The organism is Lacinutrix sp. C3R15 (assembly GCF_018860825.1).
GTDB lineage: Bacteria > Bacteroidota > Bacteroidia > Flavobacteriales > Flavobacteriaceae > Oceanihabitans.
On sequence record NZ_JAHKPZ010000012.1, the window covers coordinates 255,948 to 279,790 of the forward strand.

At 30.7% G+C, this 23,843-nt stretch carries 19 protein-coding genes; 7 read left to right on the plus strand and 12 right to left on the minus strand.

Annotated features, from left to right (window positions below; translation table 11 throughout):
* The first annotated feature begins 206 nt into the window (after positions 1 to 206).
* Entirely contained in the window at positions 207 to 2,615 is a 2,409-nt protein-coding gene (locus KO494_RS04095) for a TonB-dependent receptor domain-containing protein (protein WP_215966328.1), read from the plus strand.
* A gap of 162 nt (positions 2,616 to 2,777) precedes the next feature.
* On the opposite strand, the gene KO494_RS04100 is transcribed toward KO494_RS04095, so the two are convergent.
* Positions 2,778 to 2,951 (minus strand): hypothetical protein, encoded by a 174-nt coding sequence (locus KO494_RS04100; protein ID WP_215966329.1) that lies wholly within the window; start codon positions 2,949 to 2,951, stop codon positions 2,778 to 2,780.
* A gap of 107 nt (positions 2,952 to 3,058) precedes the next feature.
* Entirely contained in the window at positions 3,059 to 4,675 is a 1,617-nt protein-coding gene (locus KO494_RS04105; protein ID WP_215966330.1) for a sensor histidine kinase, read from the minus strand.
* 250 nt (positions 4,676 to 4,925) lie between these two features.
* Between KO494_RS04105 and fumC the strand changes: the two genes are divergently transcribed.
* From fumC to hutI, 3 genes are all read left to right on the plus strand, one after another.
* The gene (gene fumC, locus KO494_RS04110) at positions 4,926 to 6,323 is read left to right on the plus strand and encodes a class II fumarate hydratase (protein ID WP_215966331.1); all 1,398 of its coding nucleotides are present in this window, start codon (positions 4,926 to 4,928) and stop codon (positions 6,321 to 6,323) included.
* Between the two features lie 87 nt (positions 6,324 to 6,410).
* Positions 6,411 to 7,838: a T9SS type A sorting domain-containing protein gene (locus KO494_RS04115; RefSeq protein WP_215966332.1), complete on the plus strand. Its 1,428-nt coding sequence runs from the start codon at positions 6,411 to 6,413 to the stop codon at positions 7,836 to 7,838.
* 95 nt (positions 7,839 to 7,933) lie between these two features.
* Positions 7,934 to 9,169: an imidazolonepropionase gene (gene hutI / locus KO494_RS04120; protein ID WP_215966333.1), complete on the plus strand. Its 1,236-nt coding sequence runs from the start codon at positions 7,934 to 7,936 to the stop codon at positions 9,167 to 9,169.
* A gap of 139 nt (positions 9,170 to 9,308) precedes the next feature.
* On the opposite strand, the gene KO494_RS04125 is transcribed toward hutI, so the two are convergent.
* Positions 9,309 to 10,193, minus strand: a complete 885-nt coding sequence (locus KO494_RS04125; protein WP_215966334.1) for a chromosome partitioning protein ParA — start codon at positions 10,191 to 10,193, stop codon at positions 9,309 to 9,311.
* A 128-nt stretch (positions 10,194 to 10,321) separates the two neighbouring features.
* On the opposite strand from KO494_RS04125, the gene KO494_RS04130 reads away from it, so the two are divergent.
* Positions 10,322 to 11,341, plus strand: coding sequence for a formimidoylglutamase (locus KO494_RS04130; protein WP_215966335.1), 1,020 nt, complete (start codon positions 10,322 to 10,324; stop codon positions 11,339 to 11,341).
* Positions 11,331 to 11,795 (plus strand): GNAT family N-acetyltransferase, encoded by a 465-nt coding sequence (locus KO494_RS04135; protein ID WP_215966336.1) that lies wholly within the window; start codon positions 11,331 to 11,333, stop codon positions 11,793 to 11,795. The genes KO494_RS04130 and KO494_RS04135 overlap by 11 nt, the downstream gene beginning before the upstream one ends.
* 149 nt (positions 11,796 to 11,944) lie before the next feature.
* Here KO494_RS04135 and KO494_RS04140 read toward each other — a convergent pair whose 3' ends face one another.
* The 3 genes from KO494_RS04140 to aceB all read right to left on the minus strand — a co-directional run bounded on the left by KO494_RS04140 (position 11,945) and on the right by aceB (position 16,474).
* Positions 11,945 to 13,105, minus strand: coding sequence for an alanine--glyoxylate aminotransferase family protein (locus KO494_RS04140; RefSeq protein WP_215966337.1), 1,161 nt, complete (start codon positions 13,103 to 13,105; stop codon positions 11,945 to 11,947).
* A gap of 59 nt (positions 13,106 to 13,164) precedes the next feature.
* Positions 13,165 to 14,790 carry an isocitrate lyase gene (locus KO494_RS04145; RefSeq protein ID WP_215966338.1) on the minus strand — a complete coding sequence of 542 codons (1,626 nt, stop codon included), beginning with the start codon at positions 14,788 to 14,790 and terminating at the stop codon, positions 13,165 to 13,167.
* A gap of 85 nt (positions 14,791 to 14,875) precedes the next feature.
* The gene (gene aceB, locus KO494_RS04150; protein WP_215966339.1) at positions 14,876 to 16,474 is read right to left on the minus strand and encodes a malate synthase A; all 1,599 of its coding nucleotides are present in this window, start codon (positions 16,472 to 16,474) and stop codon (positions 14,876 to 14,878) included.
* 126 nt (positions 16,475 to 16,600) lie between these two features.
* Between aceB and KO494_RS04155 the strand changes: the two genes are divergently transcribed.
* A complete protein-coding gene (locus KO494_RS04155) occupies positions 16,601 to 18,076 on the plus strand; it encodes a helix-turn-helix domain-containing protein (RefSeq protein ID WP_215966340.1) in 1,476 nt (491 codons plus the stop codon).
* 92 nt (positions 18,077 to 18,168) lie between these two features.
* Here KO494_RS04155 and KO494_RS04160 read toward each other — a convergent pair whose 3' ends face one another.
* From KO494_RS04160 to KO494_RS04185, 6 genes are all read right to left on the minus strand, one after another.
* A complete protein-coding gene (locus KO494_RS04160; protein ID WP_215966341.1) occupies positions 18,169 to 18,819 on the minus strand; it encodes a peroxiredoxin-like family protein in 651 nt (216 codons plus the stop codon).
* 88 nt (positions 18,820 to 18,907) lie between these two features.
* Positions 18,908 to 19,357 carry a hypothetical protein gene (locus tag KO494_RS04165; protein ID WP_215966342.1) on the minus strand — a complete coding sequence of 150 codons (450 nt, stop codon included), beginning with the start codon at positions 19,355 to 19,357 and terminating at the stop codon, positions 18,908 to 18,910.
* 126 nt (positions 19,358 to 19,483) lie between these two features.
* Positions 19,484 to 21,253, minus strand: coding sequence for a hypothetical protein (locus KO494_RS04170; RefSeq protein ID WP_215966343.1), 1,770 nt, complete (start codon positions 21,251 to 21,253; stop codon positions 19,484 to 19,486).
* A 116-nt stretch (positions 21,254 to 21,369) separates the two neighbouring features.
* Positions 21,370 to 21,903 (minus strand): hypothetical protein, encoded by a 534-nt coding sequence (locus KO494_RS04175; protein WP_215966344.1) that lies wholly within the window; start codon positions 21,901 to 21,903, stop codon positions 21,370 to 21,372.
* Between the two features lie 46 nt (positions 21,904 to 21,949).
* Positions 21,950 to 23,185 carry a DUF6638 family protein gene (locus tag KO494_RS04180; protein WP_215966345.1) on the minus strand — a complete coding sequence of 412 codons (1,236 nt, stop codon included), beginning with the start codon at positions 23,183 to 23,185 and terminating at the stop codon, positions 21,950 to 21,952.
* Between the two features lie 44 nt (positions 23,186 to 23,229).
* Positions 23,230 to 23,817: an NUDIX domain-containing protein gene (locus tag KO494_RS04185; RefSeq protein ID WP_215966346.1), complete on the minus strand. Its 588-nt coding sequence runs from the start codon at positions 23,815 to 23,817 to the stop codon at positions 23,230 to 23,232.
* Between the last annotated feature and the right edge of the window lie 26 nt (positions 23,818 to 23,843).

Here is a 23,843-nt window from a genome sequence, read left to right on the forward strand (position 1 = left end):
TCTAAGCTACAAACTATATTTGCAACACAAACAAAACACTCTATTACAACCTCTTAACCTCTCATTTAAATATTAAAAAAAGGAATCAACTATCTGAAATGTTGTTTTTTTCAATTTTAAAAGTTAAAATTATTTCTTTAACAAACTTTTAACCAAACCCATTTAAACCTTGTTTTACATTTGCTGTCCTAAGCAAAAAACTAATTATGACTAAACAATTATTCGCATTCCTTTGCATTTCATTTTTCACCTTAAATTCTTTTGCGCAAAAGGAAATAAAAATTACAGGAAGTATTTTAGAACAAGAAACGCTTCAACCTCTAGAATATGCTACTGTTGCCTTTTTTAGTAAAAAAGAAAACAGAATGATTACAGGTGGAATTACTGATGAAAAAGGAAACTTTAATATTCCTGTTACTGTTGGTCTTTATGATATATCTATAGAGTTTATTGGTTTTGGCACAAAAACTATTCCTAATCAAAATCTTACTAAAGACACTAACTTAGGCCAATTATTTCTTAGTGAAGACACAGAATCTTTAGGTGAAGTTTTAGTTATTGCAGAACGAACAACTGTTGAAATAAAATTAGATAAAAAAATATACAACGTTGGTAAAGACCTTACTGTTCGTGGTGGTACTGTTAGTGATGTTCTTGATAACGTACCTTCTGTTGCTGTAGATGTTGAAGGTAACGTATCCCTTCGTGGACAAGAAAATGTACGTATTTTAATTAATGGTAAACCTTCTGGTTTAGTAGGTTTAAACTCTACAGATGCATTGCGTCAATTACCAGCTGAATCTATTGAAAAAGTAGAAGTTATAACATCACCTTCTGCAAGATATGACTCTGAAGGTACAGCAGGTATTTTAAATATTATTTTAAGAAGAAGCAAATTACAAGGCTTAAATGGTGCCATAACTACTAATGCTGGCTACAATCCTTCCGCAGGAATTTCTGGTAATATAAATTACAGAACAGGAAATGTAAATATATTTAATACTACTGCCTATAATTACAGAGAATCACCAGGAAATTCTTATACCAATACAACTTATAAAGACTCAGGTACAAGTATTAAAGAAACTAAAGATTATGACAGAATTAGAAAAGGCTTTAATACAAATCTTGGTGTAGAATGGTACATTAATGATTCTGCATCATTAACTACTTCTATTTTTTATAGCGATAATAATAATGAAAGTAATACTACAAATAGTTTATTGCAATACGACATTAATAACACCTTAACTAGTTCTAGCTCTCGTTTTGATCCAGAATTAGAAGATGACAAAACCATACAATATGCTGCTAATTTCACAAAAAACTTTGAAACTAGTGGACACAAACTTACTTTCGATTTTCAATACGAAGACAGTACAGAAGACGAAAACTCTCTAGTAGAAGTAAATGATATATTAAGCGAAAAAGTAGGAACTCTTGAAGAGCAAGAACGCATCTTACTACAAGGAGATTATGTATTACCAATTGGTGAAAACGCACAGTTTGAATTAGGCTATCGTGGTAATTTTAACAATCTAACTACAGACTATGTAGTAGAATTTTTAGATGATACCAATACATTTTATGTAGATAGTGACCTTTCAAATATATTAAACTATAAAGAATATGTAAATGCTGTGTATTCACAATACGGAAGTAAACATGGTAAATTTTCATACTTATTAGGTTTACGTCTTGAAAATACAAGAATTACTATAGACCAACCTTCAAGTGGTGATTTTAGTAAAAAAGATTATACAGGTTTATTTCCTACAGTAAATTTAAATTATGAATTATCAGATGCAGAAAGCTTAACACTAGGATATAGCAGACGTTTACGTAGACCGCGCTCTAGATATATAAACCCTTTCCCTTCTCGTTCTAGTGTTTCTAGTGTTTTTCAAGGAAATCCAGATTTAGACCCTAGCTACTCTGGTACTTTTGATCTTGGGTATATAAACCGTTTTGGAAAAGTAACACTTAACTCATCAGCATACTACCAACATGCAACAGACGTTTTTAACTTTATAAGTTTTGATACTGGAGAAACAGTAGATGTTGATGGTGAACAAGTGTCTGTTATACAAAGAACACCAATTAACCTTGCTAGCGAAGATAGATATGGTTTTGAGTTTACTGTTATGTACAGACCTTCAAGAAAATTTAATACAAGTGCAAACTTTAATGTCTTTAAATCTAAAACCGAAGGAGTAGATCCTAATGGAGATGATTTAGGAAACGAAAACACAAGTTGGTACGCAAGATTAAACACTAAATACACACTACCTGCTGATATAGAATGGCAAACGAGCATGAATTATTCTGGTCCTACTGCAGACGCACAAAACAAACGTGAAGGTGTTTTCTCTACCAATGTAGCATTTAGTAAAGATTTATTTAATGAAAAAGCATCTATTGCTTTTAATGTTAGCGATGTATTTAATTCTAGAAAACGTATTATGGATACTAACACAGATACTTTTTATAGCACTAGTGAATTTCAATGGAGAGAACGTAGTTTCAACCTATCTTTTACCTATAGATTTAATCAACAAAAGAAAAATGACAGAGGCTCAAGAGGAAACGGTGGCGATGAAGAATTTGAAGGATAATATGTAATTTAAATAAACTAAATAATTAAAATAAGCTCCTCTCTTTTAAAGGAAGGAGCTATTTTTTTTATAACAACTTAAAAAACAAATTGGGTTACAAACCATACTAAACAAAAAAAGGGAAACGTATTACGTTTCCCTTTTAAATATAATAAATAAAGCTTATGCGTTACGCGCTGCTTTTTTCTCGTCTCTCTTTTCTTTTAAAAATTCCATTAAAGAACCACCAATCCAGTAAGGAATAACAAAAGTTAATAAAAATATCATTAACCAGAATCCTATAGTTAAAATGGTTAAGAATGCTAAAAAGCCTAAGTATTGGTCAAATTCAAACATAATTTATTGGTGTCTTATTTTATTGATATTGCAAATATATACCAAAGTGTTTTTTTATGCAATTTAATTTACAAAATTATACGCAGAATAATTAAAACTAATTAGGTTTAGCTCGATAAACTTTCTATTAAAGGTTTAAAATAAATAGTAAAAGTACTTTCCGGTTTCTTAGTATACTCCAATGAGCCACTTAATTGCTCTGTTAGTATATCAATCAATTGCATACCTAAGGACTCTGATTTTTTTATATTAAAATCATCTGGCAAGCCTGCTCCATTATCTTTATAGGTAAGTTTATAAAATGCACCCTCTTTAACTATCTCTATACTTAAACTATTTTCTTGATCCGTTTTAAACGCATACTTAAAAGAATTTGTTATTAATTCATTTATTATTAGCCCCAAATTAGACGTAGTATCCGCATCAAAAATTATAGCTTCATTAATGCTTATTAATTTACGCAACTGCATTGTTTTGTTTTTTATAGTATCTTCAACAAAATCAATAAGTTGCACCACATAGTCTTTGATTTTAACTTCCTTTAAAGTGGTATTATTATATAATTTTTCATGAACCAAAGACATAGATTGTATTCTATTTTGACTATCCCGTAAAGCTTTTTTAATATTTTCATCATCATACTCTTCTTCCTGCAATAGTAAAATACCTGCCACCATTTGCATATTATTTTTTATTCTATGATGAATTTCTTTAATCAAGGTTTCAATTTTATATAGACTAGATTCTAACTCTTTATTTTTATCTGAAACAATATTATTTACCTGTTTTAAATCTCTATTCAAAACTCTAATTTTGAAATATTGTCGTCTCGAAATAAGCACCATAAAAGACAATAAAACATACCAGATATATGCTATTGCATTAATATTAGTATTTATCAAAGGCTTATTTTTATAAGCACTCCCTACTTTTAAATTTAACCCAAACAGCTGAATATTTGTGTAAATAAAATCAGATTCTTCAATATTAAAATTTTTATAATATTCTTTATCTCTTGCTTTATTATATATTTCTGTGTTGTTATAAATAGCCTCTCTAGTTAAATCTAAAGAATCATTTACTAGAAATTTATGAACATAAGTATCTTGACTATTATTAGTATAAAAATAGTCAAGCAAATATTTTACATTCAAAATAGGTGACATATAACCAATCACTTCATTTTTTTCATTAATAGCAGAAAAATTAAAAGGAAAGCCTGCCCATCCTTCTCGTAAATTAACTGGAGAAAAGAGTTTAATGTTTGAAGTTTGCATCAGACTATCTAATTCATCAATTACTTCTTTACTTCTAAATGCTTTAACAGAAATGCCTTTTAATTTTTTAGGATCTAATTCTGTAGGGGTTACAACATATTGAAATACATGATCGGTATTTATATAATTAATAAGAATAGAATCTTTAAACTTAATTTCCTGTAATAAATCATTTAAGTATTTCTGTAATTTTTTTTCTGTAGGAAACGAACTAGTATTTATAGTGTAACTTTTAATAGAAGATACTAAAGTTGCATAAACATCAATAGCAGCTTTAGCCCTTATTATTTTATTGTTATGAGCGTTCTGTAATTGGGCTTCAATTTTTTGTCTTTCAAAAGCAGTATAATTACTTAATAATTTATGCAACAAAAAAGCGCCAATTATTAAAATAATTACAACAACAATAAAATACTTTAATCTATTAATCAATTTTAGGGAAGACATTTTAGGTTAAAAAGGTTTGTTAAACATTAAATATAATGCAATTTATTAGTAAACAAAATAACTAACAGCTAATTAAATAATAATGTTTTAAATAAATTTTTTATAGTAAGTTCTCTATTAAAAAAAATATTTAACTTAAGCTATTAATCAAACAATTAGCAACAATAAATTCTTACAAATAATCTTTAAAAGTCTAAAAAAATACAGCATAAAATCGTAAATTCGCAGGGTTAAAATTATCTTCAAGATTATGGAATTTAGAATAGAAAAAGACACAATGGGGAACGTAAACGTTCCTGCAGATAAACTTTGGGGAGCACAAACAGAACGCTCTAGAAACAACTTTAAAATTGGTGCACCAGCATCTATGCCTTTAGAAATTGTTTATGGTTTTGCTTATTTAAAAAAAGCTGCAGCATATACTAACTGTGAGTTAGGTGTTTTAGCTATTGAAAAAAGAGATCTCATTGCACAAGTTTGTGATGAAATACTAGCAGGAAAACATGATGATCAATTTCCTTTAGTAATTTGGCAAACCGGTTCTGGTACGCAAAGTAACATGAACGTAAATGAGGTTATTGCTAATAGAGCACACCAAATTGCAGGCAAAGTTATTGGCGAAGGCGAAAAAACCATTCAACCAAATGACGATGTAAACAAATCGCAATCATCTAATGACACCTTTCCTACAGGAATGCATATTGCTGCCTACAAGAAAATAGTAGAAAATACTATTCCTGGTGTAACACAATTACGTGATACTTTAAAAAAGAAATCAGAAGCATTTAAAGACGTTGTTAAAATTGGTAGAACCCATTTAATGGATGCTACACCACTTACTCTTGGTCAAGAATTTTCAGGTTATGTATCGCAATTAGATCATGGTCTAAAAGCTTTAAATAGCACTTTAGAGCATTTAAGCGAACTTGCTCTTGGTGGTACTGCTGTAGGTACAGGTTTAAATACACCTAAAGGATATGCAAAACGAGTTAGTGAGTTTATTGCAGAATTTACCGGTTTACCATTTATTACAGCTCCAAATAAATTTGAAGCACTTGCTGCTCACGATGCTTTAGTGGAAACACATGGCGCTTTAAAACAATTAGCAGTTTCTTTAAATAAAATAGCTAATGATATACGTATGATGGCTTCTGGTCCTCGTTCTGGTATTGGAGAAATTATTATTCCTGCTAACGAACCAGGAAGTTCTATCATGCCAGGAAAAGTAAACCCTACACAATGTGAAGCTCTAACAATGGTTTGTGCCCAAGTAATGGGTAATGACGTTGCTGTTACTGTTGGTGGTACACAAGGACATTATGAACTAAATGTGTTTAAACCAATGATGGCTGCAAACGTATTACAATCTGCGCAACTAATTGGTGATGCTTGTAGAAGTTTTGAAGAAAATTGCGCTTCCGGAATTGAACCTAATCACGCTGTTATAAAAGAACTACTAAACAATTCTTTAATGCTTGTAACTGCTTTAAATACCAAAATAGGATATTATAAAGCCGCAGAAATTGCAAATACAGCTCACAAAAATGGTACTACGCTTAAAGAAGAAGCTATAAACCTTGGCTATGTAACTGCAGAAGATTATGATGCATGGGTTAAACCAGAAAACATGGTTGGAGGCCTAAAGTAAAAAACACTATTTAATTAATAATAAAACAAACTTAACCTATAAGTAAGCGCTTTAAATTAAAGCGCTTACTTTTTAAAATGAAAAAATATGAAAAAAAAATTACTTACTTGTTTATCATTACTTTCTTTAAGTGCAATAGGATTTGCTCAAACCACTTTTGAATCAAAAGTTACTATTAATGCTAATACAGGAGCCAATCCTTACACTATTGATTCTGGCTTATTAGATAATGATGCTTATCCAGATATTGTTATTGGAACTGATGGTGGAAACACTGTAGAATGGTATAAAAATAATGGTGATGGTACTTTTGCTAATGCAGTAACTTTAACTGCTACAGGAACTGAAGCATTATTATATGTTGAAGGTGTACATATTGCAGATCTTGACGGAATAAACGGTAATGATATTCTAGCTACTAGTTATGGAAACAGTAATCTAGTTTGGTTTGCTAATAATGGAGATGGTACTTTTGCTGACGCTGAAACTATAGGGCAATCTCTTATTTCTGGTGCTGGATCTGTCACTACAGGATATATTGATGCTGGAAACACTTTAGATGTTGTTGTTTTAGCATATGGCTCAAGTGATGTCTTTTGGTTTTCAAATGATGGATCAGGAAATTTTACAGGTCCTTTTAGTATTACATCTGTAGCTGGAACTGGCCCAGGAGCGATTGACTTAGCAGATTATGATGGTGATGGCGATTTAGATGCAGTTATTGCTAATACAGATGCTGGTACAATTGAAATTTATGATAACAACCTATTACCTAGCGGTGCAGGAACTGTTTCTTTTACAAAATATATGAATACGGTAAGCTCAGGAAATGGTTATTTATTTGACATTGAATTTGTAGATGTTAATGATGATGGAACGCTTGATATTTTAAAATCAGACAACAGTCCAAGTACAGGTAACTCTAACATTGCATACTACACAAAAGATACTAGTGGTACAGCTACTACATTTACCGAAACAACTATATCTACTAGCATTACCAGAACATCTTTAGCTACTGTAGCCGATTTTGATAATGATACTAAAAATGACTTATTAGTTACTAATGGTAGAGTTACAAATGATGATATTATATGGTTTGAAAGTAATAATACTGGTGGATTTGCACCTGAGGTTTCTTTAGATAACACACAATCTACTATTTATGGTATGACCATTAATGATTTTGATAATGACGGAGATTTAGATATAGCCACAGTTTCTTATTTTCAAGATGACTTAAACTGGTTTGAAAACAAATTAATTACGCTTGATGTAGAAGATAATACTTTACAAGAAATTACAATGTATCCTAATCCTGTAAAAAACAGTTTATATTTTAAAGGAAACATCACTGATGATTTAAACGTTTCTGTTTATAACGTTTTAGGTAAACAAGTTTTAAATGCAATTGTAAACCAAAATCAAGCACTAGATGTTTCAAATCTAAACAATGGAGTATATATTATTAAGTTTAACAACTACAATTCTACATACAAATTTGTAAAACAATAATTTACAATACATTGTATTGATTTATAAAATTTAAAGCGTTGGCAAATTGTCAACGCTTTTTTATTTTGCTAAATTTATGCACAATAAAACAACCTATGACTATATTAATTACAAATATTAAAGAATTACTTCAAGTTAGAGATACCAATGTTTTAAAAGTATCAGGAGGTGAAATGAAAATACTTCCAACCATTAAAAACGCATACCTATTTATAAAACATGATACTATTGTAGATTATGGTAGCATGAGTGATTTAACCTCATTAGACGCAGATCAAGTAATTGATGCTACAGGAAAAATAGTACTTCCTACCTGGTGCGATTCGCATACACATATAGTATATGCAGGAAACAGAGAACAAGAATTTGTAGACAGAATCAATGGTTTAAGTTATGAAGAAATTGCAAATCGTGGTGGCGGAATTGTAAATTCTGCAGAAAACCTTCAAAACACCAGCGAAGAAGATTTATACCAACAGTCTATTAAAAGAGTACAACAAGTAATGAAACTTGGTACTGGAGCTATAGAAATTAAATCTGGATATGGGTTAACTACTGACGCAGAGTTAAAAATGCTTCGTGTTATTAAAAGAATAAAGAAAGAATTTCCCTTAAAAGTAAAAGCTACTTTTTTAGGAGCTCATGCAATACCAAAAGCATATAAAGAAAATAAAAAAGGCTATTTAGACCTAATTATTAATAACATGCTACCTAAAATAGAAAAGGAACATTTAGCACATTATATAGATATTTTTTGCGAAAAAGGGTACTTTAGTTTAGAAGACACAGATCGTATACTTACTGCAGGTAAAAAACACGGCTTAACACCTAAAATTCACGTAAACCAATTTAATGCCTTTGGTGGTATTGCACTAGGTGTAAAACACAATGCACTTTCTGTAGATCACCTTGAAGAATTAAAAGAAGAAGACATAGAAGCTTTAAAAAACAGTAAAACAATTGCAGTGGCTTTACCTTCTTGCTCTTATTTTATTAGTATTCCATACACACCTGCTAGAAAAATTATAGAAGCTGGACTACCTCTAGCTTTAGCATCAGACTATAACCCTGGTACTACTCCTAGTGGTAATATGAATTTTGTAGTAAGTACAGCTTGTATAAAAATGAAAATGACTCCTGAAGAAGCGATTAATGCCGCAACTATAAATGGAGCTTATGCAATGGGAATTTCTAATACATACGGAAGCATTACAAGAGGTAAAAAAGCTAATTTAATTATTACAAACCCTATACCTAGCTACAATTATTTACCTTATGCTTTTGGTGAAAACCATATAGACACTGTAATTATTAATGGTACAATACTCTAACAACACGCTCTTGTTAAACTAAAATTATGTTTAAGACAAAAACAATGGAAACAAAATATTAGTAAACATATGTTTTACTAGTAAACAAAAAAAAGCCTGAAACAATTAAAGTTTCAGGCTTTTTATATATTTTTTTATCTTATTTTAAGGTAAACTCATTAGAAGAAACTAATTCAGTTTGATTAAAAACATTTATAGTATAAAGTCCTTTTACAAAATCATCATCACCTCTTGCTTCTACAAACTCACAAACATCTAAAGAGTTGTTTTCGTAATTAAACTTACTAATAACACTATAATTTAAAGTTTTATCATCAAATTGTATTTGTGCATTCTCACCTAAAGTATTGTTATCTGGGTCTATTACTTGTACAAATAATTCTTGATCTCCTGCTTGTACTAAGCTATTTTTAGCAACAGTATAGCATACTCTAATTTTATCTACACGTCTAGCTCTTTCTGTAGGAATAAGTTTTCCTGAACTACGCTCAATAACACCATAACCTTTTAAGCCAACTGTATTTAAAACAGCAGCTGTTTCAACAACTTCTGCCAATGCTGTATTTTGTACTAATAAAGAATCTGTAAACATAGTACGTTGTTCTAGTCTAACTTTAGTACTATCTAAAGATGTTGCCAACAATTGGTTTTCTACTTTTAATCTATCATTTTCAACTAATAGTACATCCATTTCCTTTTGTAAAGACAAGTACTTCTGCTTGTATTTCCATAAGCTAGCTATATTATTTTCAGAAACTTTTAAAGAATCCATTAAACTTTGAATACGTTCTTTAGCTTCAATCAATTTTTCATTTGAAATATCATTTTCTTCAATGGCAATATCGTATTGCTTGGCCATATTACTCAAGTCATTCATAACCATTTGCTTTTCCTTTACTAGCTGCTCTTCATTCTCTTTTTTATCTTTATATAATTGAGAAGTGTAAAATCCAGTTCCTAAAAATAAAACCAATGCAATACCTAATGCCACTTTTAATCCTATATTACTTTTTTTGTCTGTCATAATTACTTGTTTTAAGGTTAAATTTAGAGCGTAATCTTATACCAAATATATTTATTTAATTATTAGTTTATACTTATTTAGAGTAAAAAATGTATTTTTAGTTACTCAAAAAACATATTTTTTAGCACATGAATAAATTAGTTTTATTTAACAAGACTACACTAAATAGCTTACTAACCAAAAGACCCAATGAGTCAAAATTTGGAGAACATATCACTATGTTAACTTCTGTTTCAAATATATACGAACAACTTAAAAATTTAGACGTTACTTATGTAATAATTGGATTACCAGAAGATGTTGGCGTTTTCGCAAACTACGGAAAACCAGGAACTTGCAACGCTTTTGAGGCTGCACTTAAAATTTTGTTAAATATTCAAAGCAATACAAATACCTATGCAAAAAAAGTACTCATTCTTGGTCATTTAGACTTTAAAGAGGAGCAAGAAAAAAAGAACCTGCTAGACCAAACCAAGAAAAAAGATATCGCAAAAGCTAGAAAAATAGTTTCTAAAATAGACAAACATGTGGTTAGTTTGGTACATGATATTGTAAAAGCAGGAAAAAAACCCATTATTATTGGTGGTGGCCATAATAACGCGTATGGTAATATAAAAGGTACTTCTTTAGCTTTAAACACACCTATTAATGCTGTAAATTTTGATGCACACACAGATTTTAGAGATGAGGAAGGTAGACATAGTGGTAACGGTTTTAGCTACGCTTTCGCAGAAGGCTTTTTAAGAAACTATTTTGTTTTTGGGCTACAAGAAAACTATACTTCGCAAAACATTTTAAACACCTTAAAAAAACTTAAAGCTATAGATTACAATACTTTTGAAGATATAGTAATTAGAAAAAAACTAAAATATAAAACAGAAATAAAACGTGCTTTAACGCATGTTGCAGACAAACCTTTTGGTATAGAAATAGATTGTGACGCTATTGAAAACACACCAAGTAGCGCAATGACACCTAGCGGATTTTCAGTAAATAAAGCAAGACGTTTTATTTATAATTTTGCCAATCACAAAAACGCAACCTATTTACATATATGTGAAGCTGCACCAACTCCTGAAACCCATACACAGGTTGGTAAATTAATTACCTATTTAATAACCGATTTTATAAGAGCTAATGAAGATTAAAATCGTTCCGTTTTGCAAAGAATACTCTAAAGATTTCTATACCTTAAATATAGAATGGTTAAAAAAACACTTTATAGTTGAGCCTTATGATGCTGAAGTTTTAAGCAAACCAGAAAAATATATTATACACAAAGGAGGTTTTATCTTCTTTGCCTTATTAGAAAACAAAGTGGTTGGCACAGTTGCTTTAATGCCAATACAAGAAAAAGGCACTTTTGAACTTACTAAAATGGCTGTTTCTCCAGACTTTAGAGGATTTAAAATAGGCCAAAAATTAATGCAGCACTGTTTAGATTACGCTAAAGCTCAAAATTTTAAAAGGCTACTACTCTATTCTAGCAAAAAACTAGAAAATGCCATTTATATATATAGAAAATTTGGCTTTATTGAAGTTCCTGTAGAACCTAGTTGCCCATATTTACGCTGCGATATCAAAATGGAATATCCTTTATAAAAAAAAGACGCTTCTATACACAGAAGCGCTTTTTTGTTCTAAAACACCTTATAATATTAAACTAACAACACTAAGTTCCGCATTTAATTAATGTTATTTTACTGTACTAATACCTGTATTGTAATTAAAGAACGTAACTAATTATTTTTTTAAAGTTCTTGTAGAAAAACCTGTAAACTTTCACCATTCGCAATAGGATATTCTAGTTCTATCAACGCACGCTCTAAAGCACCCAATACAGCTAAAAGGTCATTTACAGATACAGATCCCATATGACCAATTCTAAAATAATCATTTTTAATTTCTGAAAGTAATCCTCCTGCAATGATTACGTTGCTACTGGCTATTTTACTGCGTAATGCAGTACCATCGATTCCTTTTGGATAAAAAACAGCTGTTAAAGTATTAGCTGCTATATTGTTTGATTTTGGTAAAATCTCTAGATGCAACGCCGCTATTGCTTTTCTAAAAGCACTTGCTAATTTTTGATGCCTTTTTACACGTTTATCTATACCTTCATTACAAATAATTTTTAAACTGGTTTCTAATGCTACAACTAAATTTACTGCTGGAGTTCCAAAATAGGAAGGTTTACGTGCTTCATATGCCTTCATTATTGGCAACCAATTACTCCAATCTGCATAATAATTACATACAGGAGTTTTTCTGTTTTGCCAAACCTGTATTGCTTTTTCTGATGCCATTAAAAGCGCAAGACCAGGAGGAACACCTACTGCTTTTTGAGATGCTGTTAACACCACATCAATTCCCCATTCCTCTTGTTGTAAAGTTTCACCTGCAACCGAGCATACTCCATCTAAAATACTTAATACATTATATTTTTTAGCCAATTTCGCTATCGGTTTTGGATCTATCAATACTCCCGTAGAAGTATCTACATGTGTCATGGTTAAAGCCTTGTATGGTTTATTTTTTAAGGCTTTCTCAATATCTTCAATAGGAACAACTTCTCCCACTGGAGCTTCTAAAATAGTGGTATTTGCACCATAACGAGATAAAATATCTTGAAATCGTTTACCAAAATATCCCGAAGAAATTACTAATACATTATCTGCTGGTTCTATAAGATTTGTAATAGCCATATCCATAGCCAATGTTCCTGTTCCTGCAACAATAAATGGTTGTCCTTTAGGCGCTTTCCAAACTTCTCGCATTAACTCTAAACTATTACCAAAAACTTCAATAAAATCTGGAGCAACATGGCTAGTTGTTGCCATAGACATTGCTTGCAATACATCTGGTTCAAACTCTATAGGACCAGGAATCATCAATAATTTTCTTCCCTTCATTTTATAATATTTGTATTTTAAAAGGCAACATACTAAGATGTTGCCTTTTTTTTTTAAAATTATTTATCTAAAGCAAGCTCACGCTCTTGCTCTTTTTGTTTCATTTCAAATTGATTAGAAGTATTTTTTTCACCTCCTGCTTTTAATGCTTTTTCTCCTGCAAAGAATGTTTTGTGGTCATCACCAAGATCAGACCCTGCCATTCTTTGGTGTTTTACACAAGAAACTCCTTTTCTAATTTCTTGACGTTGTACTTCTTTTACATAAGCCAACATACCATCTTCACCAAAATAACCTTTGGTTAAATCATTCATATGTAAAGCTGTAGTATGATACGTTGGTAAAGTTATTAAATGATGGAAAATTCCAGCTTCTTTTGCACCATCTAATTGAAATGTTTTTATTTTTTGGTCTGCTCGATAACATAATTCTGTAGCATCGTATTGCGCATCCATTAAATTAGTTTTATCATAAGCAGTCATATCTTCCCCTTCAGCAAGCATTTCTTCATATACCTGATTACGGAAGTTTAATGTCCAGTTAAATGAAGGAGAATTATTATACACCAATTTGGCATTAGGAACCGTTTCTTTAATACGGTTTACCATATTTGCAATTTGTTTTACATTTGGTGTAGGTGTTTCAATCCAAAGTAAATCGGCTCCATTTTGTAAACTAGTTACACAATCTAAAACAACACGATCTATATTAGTTCCAGCTTTAAATTTATACAATCCGTTTGGTAATCTTACAGGTCTAACTAGTTTACCATCACGTTTTAGTAATACATCATCTTCTTTAGCTGCATCAATAGCAATTTCTTCTGCTTCAACAAAAGCTAAATATTTTGATGCTAAATCTCCTGGTTCCTGACTAACAGGTAGTTTTTGAGTTAATCCAGCACCTTCAGAGTCTGTTCTTGCTACAATAATTCCGTCTTCTACTCCTAATTCTAAAAATGCATAACGCACCGCATTTAGTTTAGCTATAAAATCTTCATGCGGAACCGTTACTTTTCCGTCTTGATGACCACATTGTTTAGCATCAGACACTTGATTTTCTATTTGAATAGCACAAGCACCTGCTTGAATCATTTTTTTAGATAATAAATAAGTAGCTTCTTCATTACCAAAACCTGCATCAATATCTGCAATAATTGGTACTATATGTGTTTCAAAATTATCGATTTGATCTTGCACATCTTCCCCATTTTCAAGTCTTCTAAACAAATCATTTAACTCAATAGCATCTGCTTGGCGTAAAAAATCATAAATCTCTGCTATTAAACCTGGTACAGCTGTTTTTTCGTGCATAGATTGGTCTGGTAATGGACCAAATTCTGAACGTAATGCAGCAACCATCCAACCAGAAAGGTATAAATATCTTTTGCTTGTAGTTTTATGATGTTTTTTTACAGCAATCATTTTTTGTTGCGCAACAAACCCATGCCAACAACCTAACGATTGTGTATAATTGGTATGGTCTGCATCATAGGCAGCCATATCTTCACGCATAATTGCAGCTGTGTATTTAGCAATATCTAATCCTGTATTAAAACGATTTTGAGCAACCATTCTTGCTGCACTTTCAGGATGTATGGCATTCCAAGAATTTCCGTACTTTGCTTTAAGGTTTCTTACCGTTTCTAAAGCAGAACTATAATTGCTTTGTGCTAAATTTTTCATAATTTTGTATTTAATTATTAAGGTTATTCTATATTTTGATAATTGCGTCTCGTAATCTATTGCAGTAGTTACGAGACATTTTTTTTTAAATGTATTGGTACGCTGGAAGGGTTAAAAACTCTTCAAACTTTTCTTGTGTTACTAACTTTTCAAATAAATTGATTGCTAGTTCAAACTTGGTATTTTCAATTTTATCTTCTCCTATCATAGCAATTATTTTTTCTACTTCACTATCAAAAATACTGGCAAATAAGTCTTTAGTAAAAACGTTTCCATCTTCAAGTTGTACTTCATTTTTAAGCCATTGCCACACTTGTGTTCTAGAAATTTCTGCAGTTGCAGCATCTTCCATTAAATTATAAAGAGCTACAGCACCATGACCTCTTAACCAAGCTTCGGTGTATAAAATACCAACATTAATGTTTTTTCTAATTCCAGCTTCTGTAATGGTTCCTTTTGGCATTTCAACCAAATCTTGAGCTGTAATATGTACATCTTCTCTTAATACGTTTAATTGATTTGGTGTTGGCATGTGTTTGTTAAATTCATCCATAGCAACTGCTACTAAATCTGGATGCGCAACCCATGTACCATCATGCCCATTTTTAACTTCACGTTCTTTATCTTTTCTTACTTTTTCTAAAGCTGCAGCATTTGCTTCTTCATTATTTTTAATAGGTATTTGGGCTGCCATTCCTCCAATAGCAAGAATTCCTCTTTTATGGCAACGTTGAATAACCAGTTTAGAATAGGCATCCATAAAAGGAGACGTCATGGTTACTTGATCACGATTAGGAACTATAAAATTTGGATGATTTCTAAATTTTTTAATGTAAGAGAAAATATAATCCCAACGACCACAATTTAAACCTACAATGTGTTCTTTAAGCTCGTAAATGATTTCATCTAACTGAAAACTTGCAGTAATTGTTTCTACTAATACTGTTGCTTTAAAGGTACCTTGTGGTATGTTTAAATAATCTTGTGCAAAAACAAAAACTTCATTCCACCAGCGCGCTTCTAAATAATGCTCAAGTTTTGGAAGGTAAAAATATGGAGCTGTGCCATTTTCAAGCAATGTTTTAGCATTATGAAAAACATACAAACCAAAATCTACCAAACTACCTGAAGCTTCTTCATTATTAATAAGAAGATGTCTTTCATTTAAATGTAAACCTCTTGGTCTTACTAATAATACTGCTGTTTTTGGGTTTAGTTGATATGATTTATCTTTTTTAGAATCATATAAAGAAATGGTTTTATTATTAGCGTCTATTAAGTTTTGCTGTCCTTCAATACTGTTTTTCCAGGTAGGTGCATTACTATCTTCTAAATCTGCCATAAACGTTTTTGCTCCAGAGTTTAAGGCATTAATAATCATTTTTCTATCTACAGGACCTGTTATTTCTACACGTCTGTCTTGCATATCAAGAGGAATTCTTCCTGCACTCCAATCTCCTTCTCTAATATTTTTTGTTTCTCTAGGAAACTCTGGAAATTTTCCTGTATCAAAAACCACTTGTTCTTGTTCTCTTCTGTTAAGTAACTCTAATCTTTTAGCGTTAAATTTTTCATGTAAAGCCGTTAAAAACAGTAAAGCATTATCTGTTAAAATTTCTGGATAATAATTTTTAACCTCTTTTGCGAATTCAAATTTCGTTTGTTTTAAAAGTGTGTTGTCCATGTTGTTATAATTTTACACTACAATAGTAAAACAAACTTTTTTAATAAACAAGCGAACGTTCGCTAAATTTTAATTTTTCGCTTTTTTTGCGTTATTCGCAAATTTTGTATCTTTGTTTTTATAATTATGGAAGAAGAATATATAAAGCTCATATTTGGCTTGAAACTCAAGCAAATACGCACAGACAAGAATTTATCGCTTTTTGGTTTATCTAAGCTTTCTGGTTTATCAAAATCTTATTTAAATGAAATTGAAAAAGGAAAGAAATACCCTAAACCAGATAAAATTGCTATACTTTCTGAAAAATTAGACATACCTTATGACAATATGGTGTCTTTAAAATTAGACAAAAACTTAGCGCCTATTGGTGAAATTTTACAATCTAAAATTTTAAAAGAAATACCCTTAGAAGTATTTGGTATTAAAGAAAGTACTTTAATTGAAATTGTTGCCAATGCACCAGCTAAAGTAAATGCATTTATTAGCACTATAATAGAGATTGCGCAATACTACAACTTTAGCAAAGAGAGTTTTTACTTAGCTTCTCTTCGTTCTTTTCAAGAAGCAAATAATAATTATTTTGATGATTTAGAAGCAAGTGTTCTAGCCTTTGCAAAAACCTATCAAGTAGATTTAAACAAACCAATAACCTCAGCAGAATTAGAGGAAATTTTAGTTGAAGAATTTAAATATACTATACATGATAACGAATTAGATAAACATAAAAGCTTAGACAGTTTACGTTCTGTATTTATACCCAAAAACAAAACCTTACTATTAGCTAGTGAGGTGGATGATGCGCAACGTGCTTTTATTTACGCCAAAGAACTGGCTTATAATTATTTAAAATTAGAAGACAGATTATATACTTTTTCATGGATTAAATTTGAAAATTTTGATCAAGTATTAAATAATTTTTATGCTTCGTATTTTGCGGGAGCATTAATACTCCCCAAAGCATTAATTACCAAAAAGCTACAAGCTGTTTTTGAAAAAAAGACTTTTGACACTTCTCTTTTCTTAAAAACTATGGAATGCTTTAATGCATCACCAGAATCTTTTTACCAACGTTTAACAAACGTTTTACCTAAAGAGTTTAATATTCAGAATTTATTCTTTTTACGCTTTACGCATAAAGCAGGAAGTGAAAGATATCACCTTAAAAAAGAGTTACATTTATCGCACCAACACTCGCCTCGTGCCAATGAAACTAATGAACACTATTGCAGACGCTGGGTTTCTTTAAATGTGTTAAAAGAAATAAGTAGCAACAATAAAGAGCATGTTTTTGATATGCAAATATCTAATTACCCAAGTGATAATATGAAATATTTATTAATAGCATCTGCCACCAAAGATCCTTTTAGAGAAAACCACTACAGAAGCATTAGCATTGGCTTATTAATAAACAAACAGTTACTTAGAAAATTACAATTTGTTGAGAATAAAAATATAATAACCAAAGATGTTGGTGTTACTTGTGAGCGTTGTGCTATTCAAAATTGTAAAGAAAGAAAAGCACCTCCTGTATTTTTAGATAGAATAGAAAAAAATACTAAAATAGAAAATGTGGTTGCTGAATTAAATAAGAGATTTAGTTAACGACTAATTTTATAGTGCATAACTTATATTATGCACTATAAAATTATCTATAAATGCTTCTGAAAAAGTAATTTTTCAAACAACTAAAACCTTTATAACAGAGATTTTAATGCCTGAATAACCTCATCTGGTTCTGAACGCGTTCTATAATCTACATTAACATAGCTCCATTTTACCACGCCATCTGTATCTAATACAAAGGTTGCAGGAATTGGTAATATGTTTTTATTACCATTATTTATTGTTTCTAAATCCAGATTACGATCTACTCGCATATGCTCCATTAAAAACTCAGGTACTTCCCAAGAAACGCCATATTGAGAAGCTACTTTTGCATCTTGATCAGACAACACAACAAACTCCATTTTACTAATCTCATTTTTTGTCATAGAGCCATCAGGAACCTCAGGACTAATAGCAATTAAGGTTGCTCCTAGCTCGTGAATATCCTTTAATCTTGCTTGTAAGGCTCTAAGTTGTAAATTACAATATGGACACCAACTTCCTCTATAAAAAATAACAACAACAGGCCCTTTAATTAATAAACTTTGTAGAGTTATAAATTTACCTTCTGCATTAGGAAGCTCAAAATCTGGAGCTTTTTCATTTATTTTTATAGCATCAGCTCCTTGTTGAAAAGCTTTTGCCTTTTTAATAATAGCATCAACACCTTTCATAAAGTCAGGATTTGCTTGTCTTCCTGCTTCTATTTTAGCGTCTGTTTGTTCTTTTAATGTTTTCATTATTTGTTTTTATAAAATGTACCTAATGGGTTTGTGTAGGTTTTGTGGTGTGGTTAAGTAACCAATTTAATATTTTATTATACATGATTTAAACCATTGTATTTTTTTCGGTTAATAATTTTCTAAAAAAATATATCAGTCCGAAAATAGGAAAAACGATATCTAATCCTTTTGACCAACCAAATTGGAATAAATAAGTCGTTCTGAAATCATCTAAGTTAATATTTGCTAAATAAAGTCCATAAATATAATTAATTGCAGCTATTACAATTGTGAGAATAAATGTTGTAAATATTAGAAAATATATTGTTTTGTTTTTAGGTATATCCTTTATTAAATATTGATTATATAAAAAAATCAAAATCAAGAGTGATAAAATTCCTATAATAATATTCAATGAAAAAAGAACATATTCATTTTCTATTCTCAACTCCACATTCAACCAAAGAAGCAATTGGGTCAATACGCTATATAATTTTTTAAAAATCAGATAGATTAAAACGCTTGATAAAGCTATTCGTATTGTTTTATTTTTCATTAAAGTTGAATGTTGTCATATAGTGGGTAAATACAAAATAATTGGTGCAAGTAAAGAATCACTTGGCTAACTACTTAATTTAATCCATTTTTTATTAAATACAGAGGTTTTAACAAAGTAGAACTACTATTCTTCGTCGTTTAAAATATCCTCTTTTATCTCTTTTTCTTTTACAATTACTTCTTTTACAGCCTCTTTTTTTGCCGTTTCTTTTAAAGCTTTAATAGAGTCTATTTGTTTTTGTAACTTTTCAATTTGCAAGGCCTCTTTATCTACAATAGGAATTGCTTTTATAGAGTCTAAAATCTTTTGAGCTGTTTCTACTGTTTTTGTTTCATCTACATAATAGTAGCCAATACCTTCACTTGCTCGCCAAGCTTCATTTAATTGGTCATATACTGTTTTTTCCCATTGACTTGGGTGTTTTGCATCAATCCAAACCACATCTCTGTATTCGCTATCAATTAATGCTAAATCTGGAGTTGCAGAACCATCAAATTGCGAACTTTCATCACGAACAGCAGAAACAGTACCTAGAAAAAACATACGTTTTCTACCTGCAATATCTTTAATATATGGTCTAAATTCTACTGGTTTATTTACAGACCAATCATATTCTTTTCTTGATTCTATTACTTTTAAAGGCATAGCAGAAACTCCTGCATAACCTTGTTTTTTTGCAGCATGATCATAGTAATATAGTGCATCTGTACCATCTGCAGGAACAAATACACTATAGGTTAAACTGGTACGCTCATCTCCTACTGGTTCTAATCCAAACCAATGATACAAACCACTGTAAGCACTAATTTTTGTGTCTGAAAAATCAAAATCGGTTACAAATGGTTGTTGGTTTTGATCATTTGGTAAGTCTGGAATTTTAACAGCTGTTTCCATATTCCAAGGTAGAGGATCACTAAATCCGCCAAGAAACTTTAAAGATTCTGCTTGTAAACGTGACACTTTTTCTGATAAGGTATTTTGCTTCGTTAAATAAGGGTATTTATGCATTTCTTCAGGAGAAATATAAGTTCCTTTACCTATTAAAATACGTTCGATATAATCGTTAAAATCGTGTTCTCCACTATCAACAACCATAACTCCTCCAAAAGTTGGATACGGAAATAAGAATCCTTTCCATTTAATTAAGCTTACCACTTCTACCCATTGTCCAGCGTCGTCTTTCATATAAAAAGTATCACTTGGTTCAAAATTAAAAAGCATCCATGGATTAAAACGCTGTACTACTGCATTGTATGTGTTTCTACTAAATTTTAAAGATTCACCAATAGAAAAAGTTACAGCAATACGATTTTCACTAGAAAAACGCGGAAAAGGTGTTGTGCTAGATACTGCAAATACTTCTTCGGTATTATCACTCATTCCTTGCCACACATATTTTTCGGTTGGTTGTATTGCCATGGTCCATTTATTTAAACCATCTACTCGTACTAAATGTGGTAAGGAAACGTCTTTGGTTTCACCAACACTTTCATTAGCCATAGAAAATATATTACGTAAAGGCTGAATACGTTCGTTTTGTGTTAATGGTAATTCATTAATCTGTATTTTATTTAGATTATTAAAAACGTTGTAGGTTTTCATGTAATCGTACATTTTAAAATGCCATCCTACAAGATATAGTATTCCAAAAAACACAATCATCACTATTAAGGCTCCTATTTTTTTGCTTCCTGATACTGCGTTTCTAAATTTTCGTAATCCTAAAAAGAGTACGATTGCGCATAATAAAATTACAAAAATGTATTTTCTAAAAAATAGTAAAGCGGGTTGGTAATCGTCGCGTAAAACAATTAATGTAATAAGCAATATTAACGCAAGTACTATCACTCTTGTTTTTTGCTTTGCTCCTTTTTTCCAGTAGTTTTTAATCATTGAAAATTTATTTTTCTCCCTATAAAGTGGGAATTTTATGTTATGTTTTGTCATTCCTACAGAGCAGGAATCTATTGTATTTTATGGATTCTGCATCCTGAACAGAAAACAAAGAATTACAGCAACCCTTTATCTTTTAAACGTTCTCTTGCACTTTTGGCTTCTTCTTTACCATCTTCTTTTACTTCGTCAAACTCTTTTTCTACTTTATTAAAAGATTTTTCTCCTTTTTCTTTTAAATCCTCAATAAACCCCTTTCCTTTTTCTATCGTTTCTTGAAAAGCATCTTCAATAGACTCACTTTTTTCATCAATTACTTCACTAGATTTAAATACTGCAGTTGCAACATAGGTTCCTATTAAAGTACCTACAATCATAGATGCAAATAAAGAAATAGTTGCAAGACCTATAGGAACTAAAAAACGCGTAACAACAATACCTATTAAAAATAAAAAAGTAATAAATACAATACGAAATAATAAAGATTGCTGGTACACAAAACCTTTTTTATCTGTAGGTTTCATTTGCAACTCTTTTGAATTTAGTAGTTTATTAAAAAACCTATATACGCCATTTCCTTGTGATTCTCTCCAGTACAAAAGAATACCAAATAAAATGGAAGCGATAAATACTATTAGTTCTAGTGTCATGTTTTTGTTGTTTTAAAAAGACTTCTATAAAATTAGTCTAATTTCTTTATATATTGTTACTAATAGTTGCAATTACCCAATCTTTCATAGAGTCGTTCCAGGTTGTATAAGCTTTATAAAATGCTTCTTTATCATACCAATACAAGAACAACACATCTTTAGGAGAAACATTAATAAGTAGTTTCCAGATTAAATCTTGGTGTTTTGCGTTTAATGATGAATGTGGTTGGTGTAATGCATCGTAAAATTTTTGATCTACTAAATCGTGAATTTTAAATGCATTGCTACGTTCTAATCTTTCTAAATAAATTTCTACACCATTTACGCGTTTTAAAGCAGCTGCATCTATAGTGTTTAGGTATCTTCTAAATAAAACATTGTCGTCTAAAATATCTTTTATAGGATGCCTTGTTTCTTGTAACTCTTGATACAGCATCATCTTTTTTACGCGACTATATTGTGGGTTTTTAATAACTTTTTCTAATGCACATTCAACAATTACATGATCGCGAAGTTTTTCCATGAGTTCTGGTTGCTCTATATGAAAAATAATTACATCGTGAATGGTATCTTTTATTGCTTGTTTGTAGGTTTTAATATCTTCAAAAACCACAATTTCACTTATAAAATCTCTTAACACAAAAATACCACCAAGTGCTCTTGTATAAAACGAACTTGTTTTAAACTCTAATGCTGGTACTTTTAAATCTCTATTACGTAAGTCGCCATAGGTTTTTGCTGAATTTAGTAGTTGTTGCTGTATGGTTTCGTCTATAAAATTATTACCTCTATTAAATTTTTCTATTAACTCAAGCTGCTCATTTTGTATATGGTATAAATTATTTATTAAATGAAAATTAATAGAAATGGTATTATATTTAAGTACATCTAAAGGCTCATAAAACGCATCAATATGCTGATTAAAGTCTAAACAAATAGCACAATCTCTAGTGATATCGCTAATTTTTGCTCCATAAGTATTAAAAACAAGTTTCATCATTTCACGATCAAAAGAGTGGTATGGTATATATACTGGTTTTCCTTTTTGTAATGGTGTAATGATAATTCCGTGCGGATTTGCATCACCATGATTTAGGTAATGCATATTCTTTTTTTCTGCTGCTATTTCTGGACTCCAACCCATACCATCAATAGAAAAACGGGTAAGCTTTGTTGCATCAAAGCCTAGTTTTACTAAACATTTGTTGTAACGTTCTACTAATTTCCCGCTTATAGGTATTAGCTCACTTTGGTATAAGTTGGCATCTTTTAATTTTTGCATAACCCTTTCGTCCTTCAGACACCTTCCCTTTAAAAAGGAAGGAATTATATATTATTAATTAAATTATGTATTTGCGCATATTGCAATAACATAATTGTTTTTGCATCCATTATGGTTTGATTGTTCATCATCTCTATAGCTTTAGCAAAAGAAACTTCTATTACTTCAATTTCTTCGTTTTCACTTGCTAATCCTCCTCCTTCATTTACTTGCATAGCATCTGTATACTCTGCCACAAATAAGAACATTTTTTCGGTTACTGCTCCAGGAGAAGTATAAGCTTCAAGTACTTTTGTTGCGTTAGGTATTTTATAACCTACTTCTTCTTCTACCTCTCTAACAATACAAACTTCTGGTGCCTCATTATTATCTATTGCTCCTGCGCAAACTTCTATAGACATGCCATCGTTTTTGTTATTTGCATAAGCAGGCATCCTGAATTGTCTGGTTAAAATAACCGTACTTTTTTCTTTGTTATATAATAAAACACAGGCTCCATCACCTCTATCATAACTTTCTCTAGAGATGCGTTTCCAGTTTCCATCCTTAAATTGAAAATCATAATCTATTCTATTTAATGTTGCCCAATCATTAGAGAGTACTTTGTTTTGTATGTTTTTAAGTTTATTCATTATGTTTTCGCGAAAGCGATATTTTA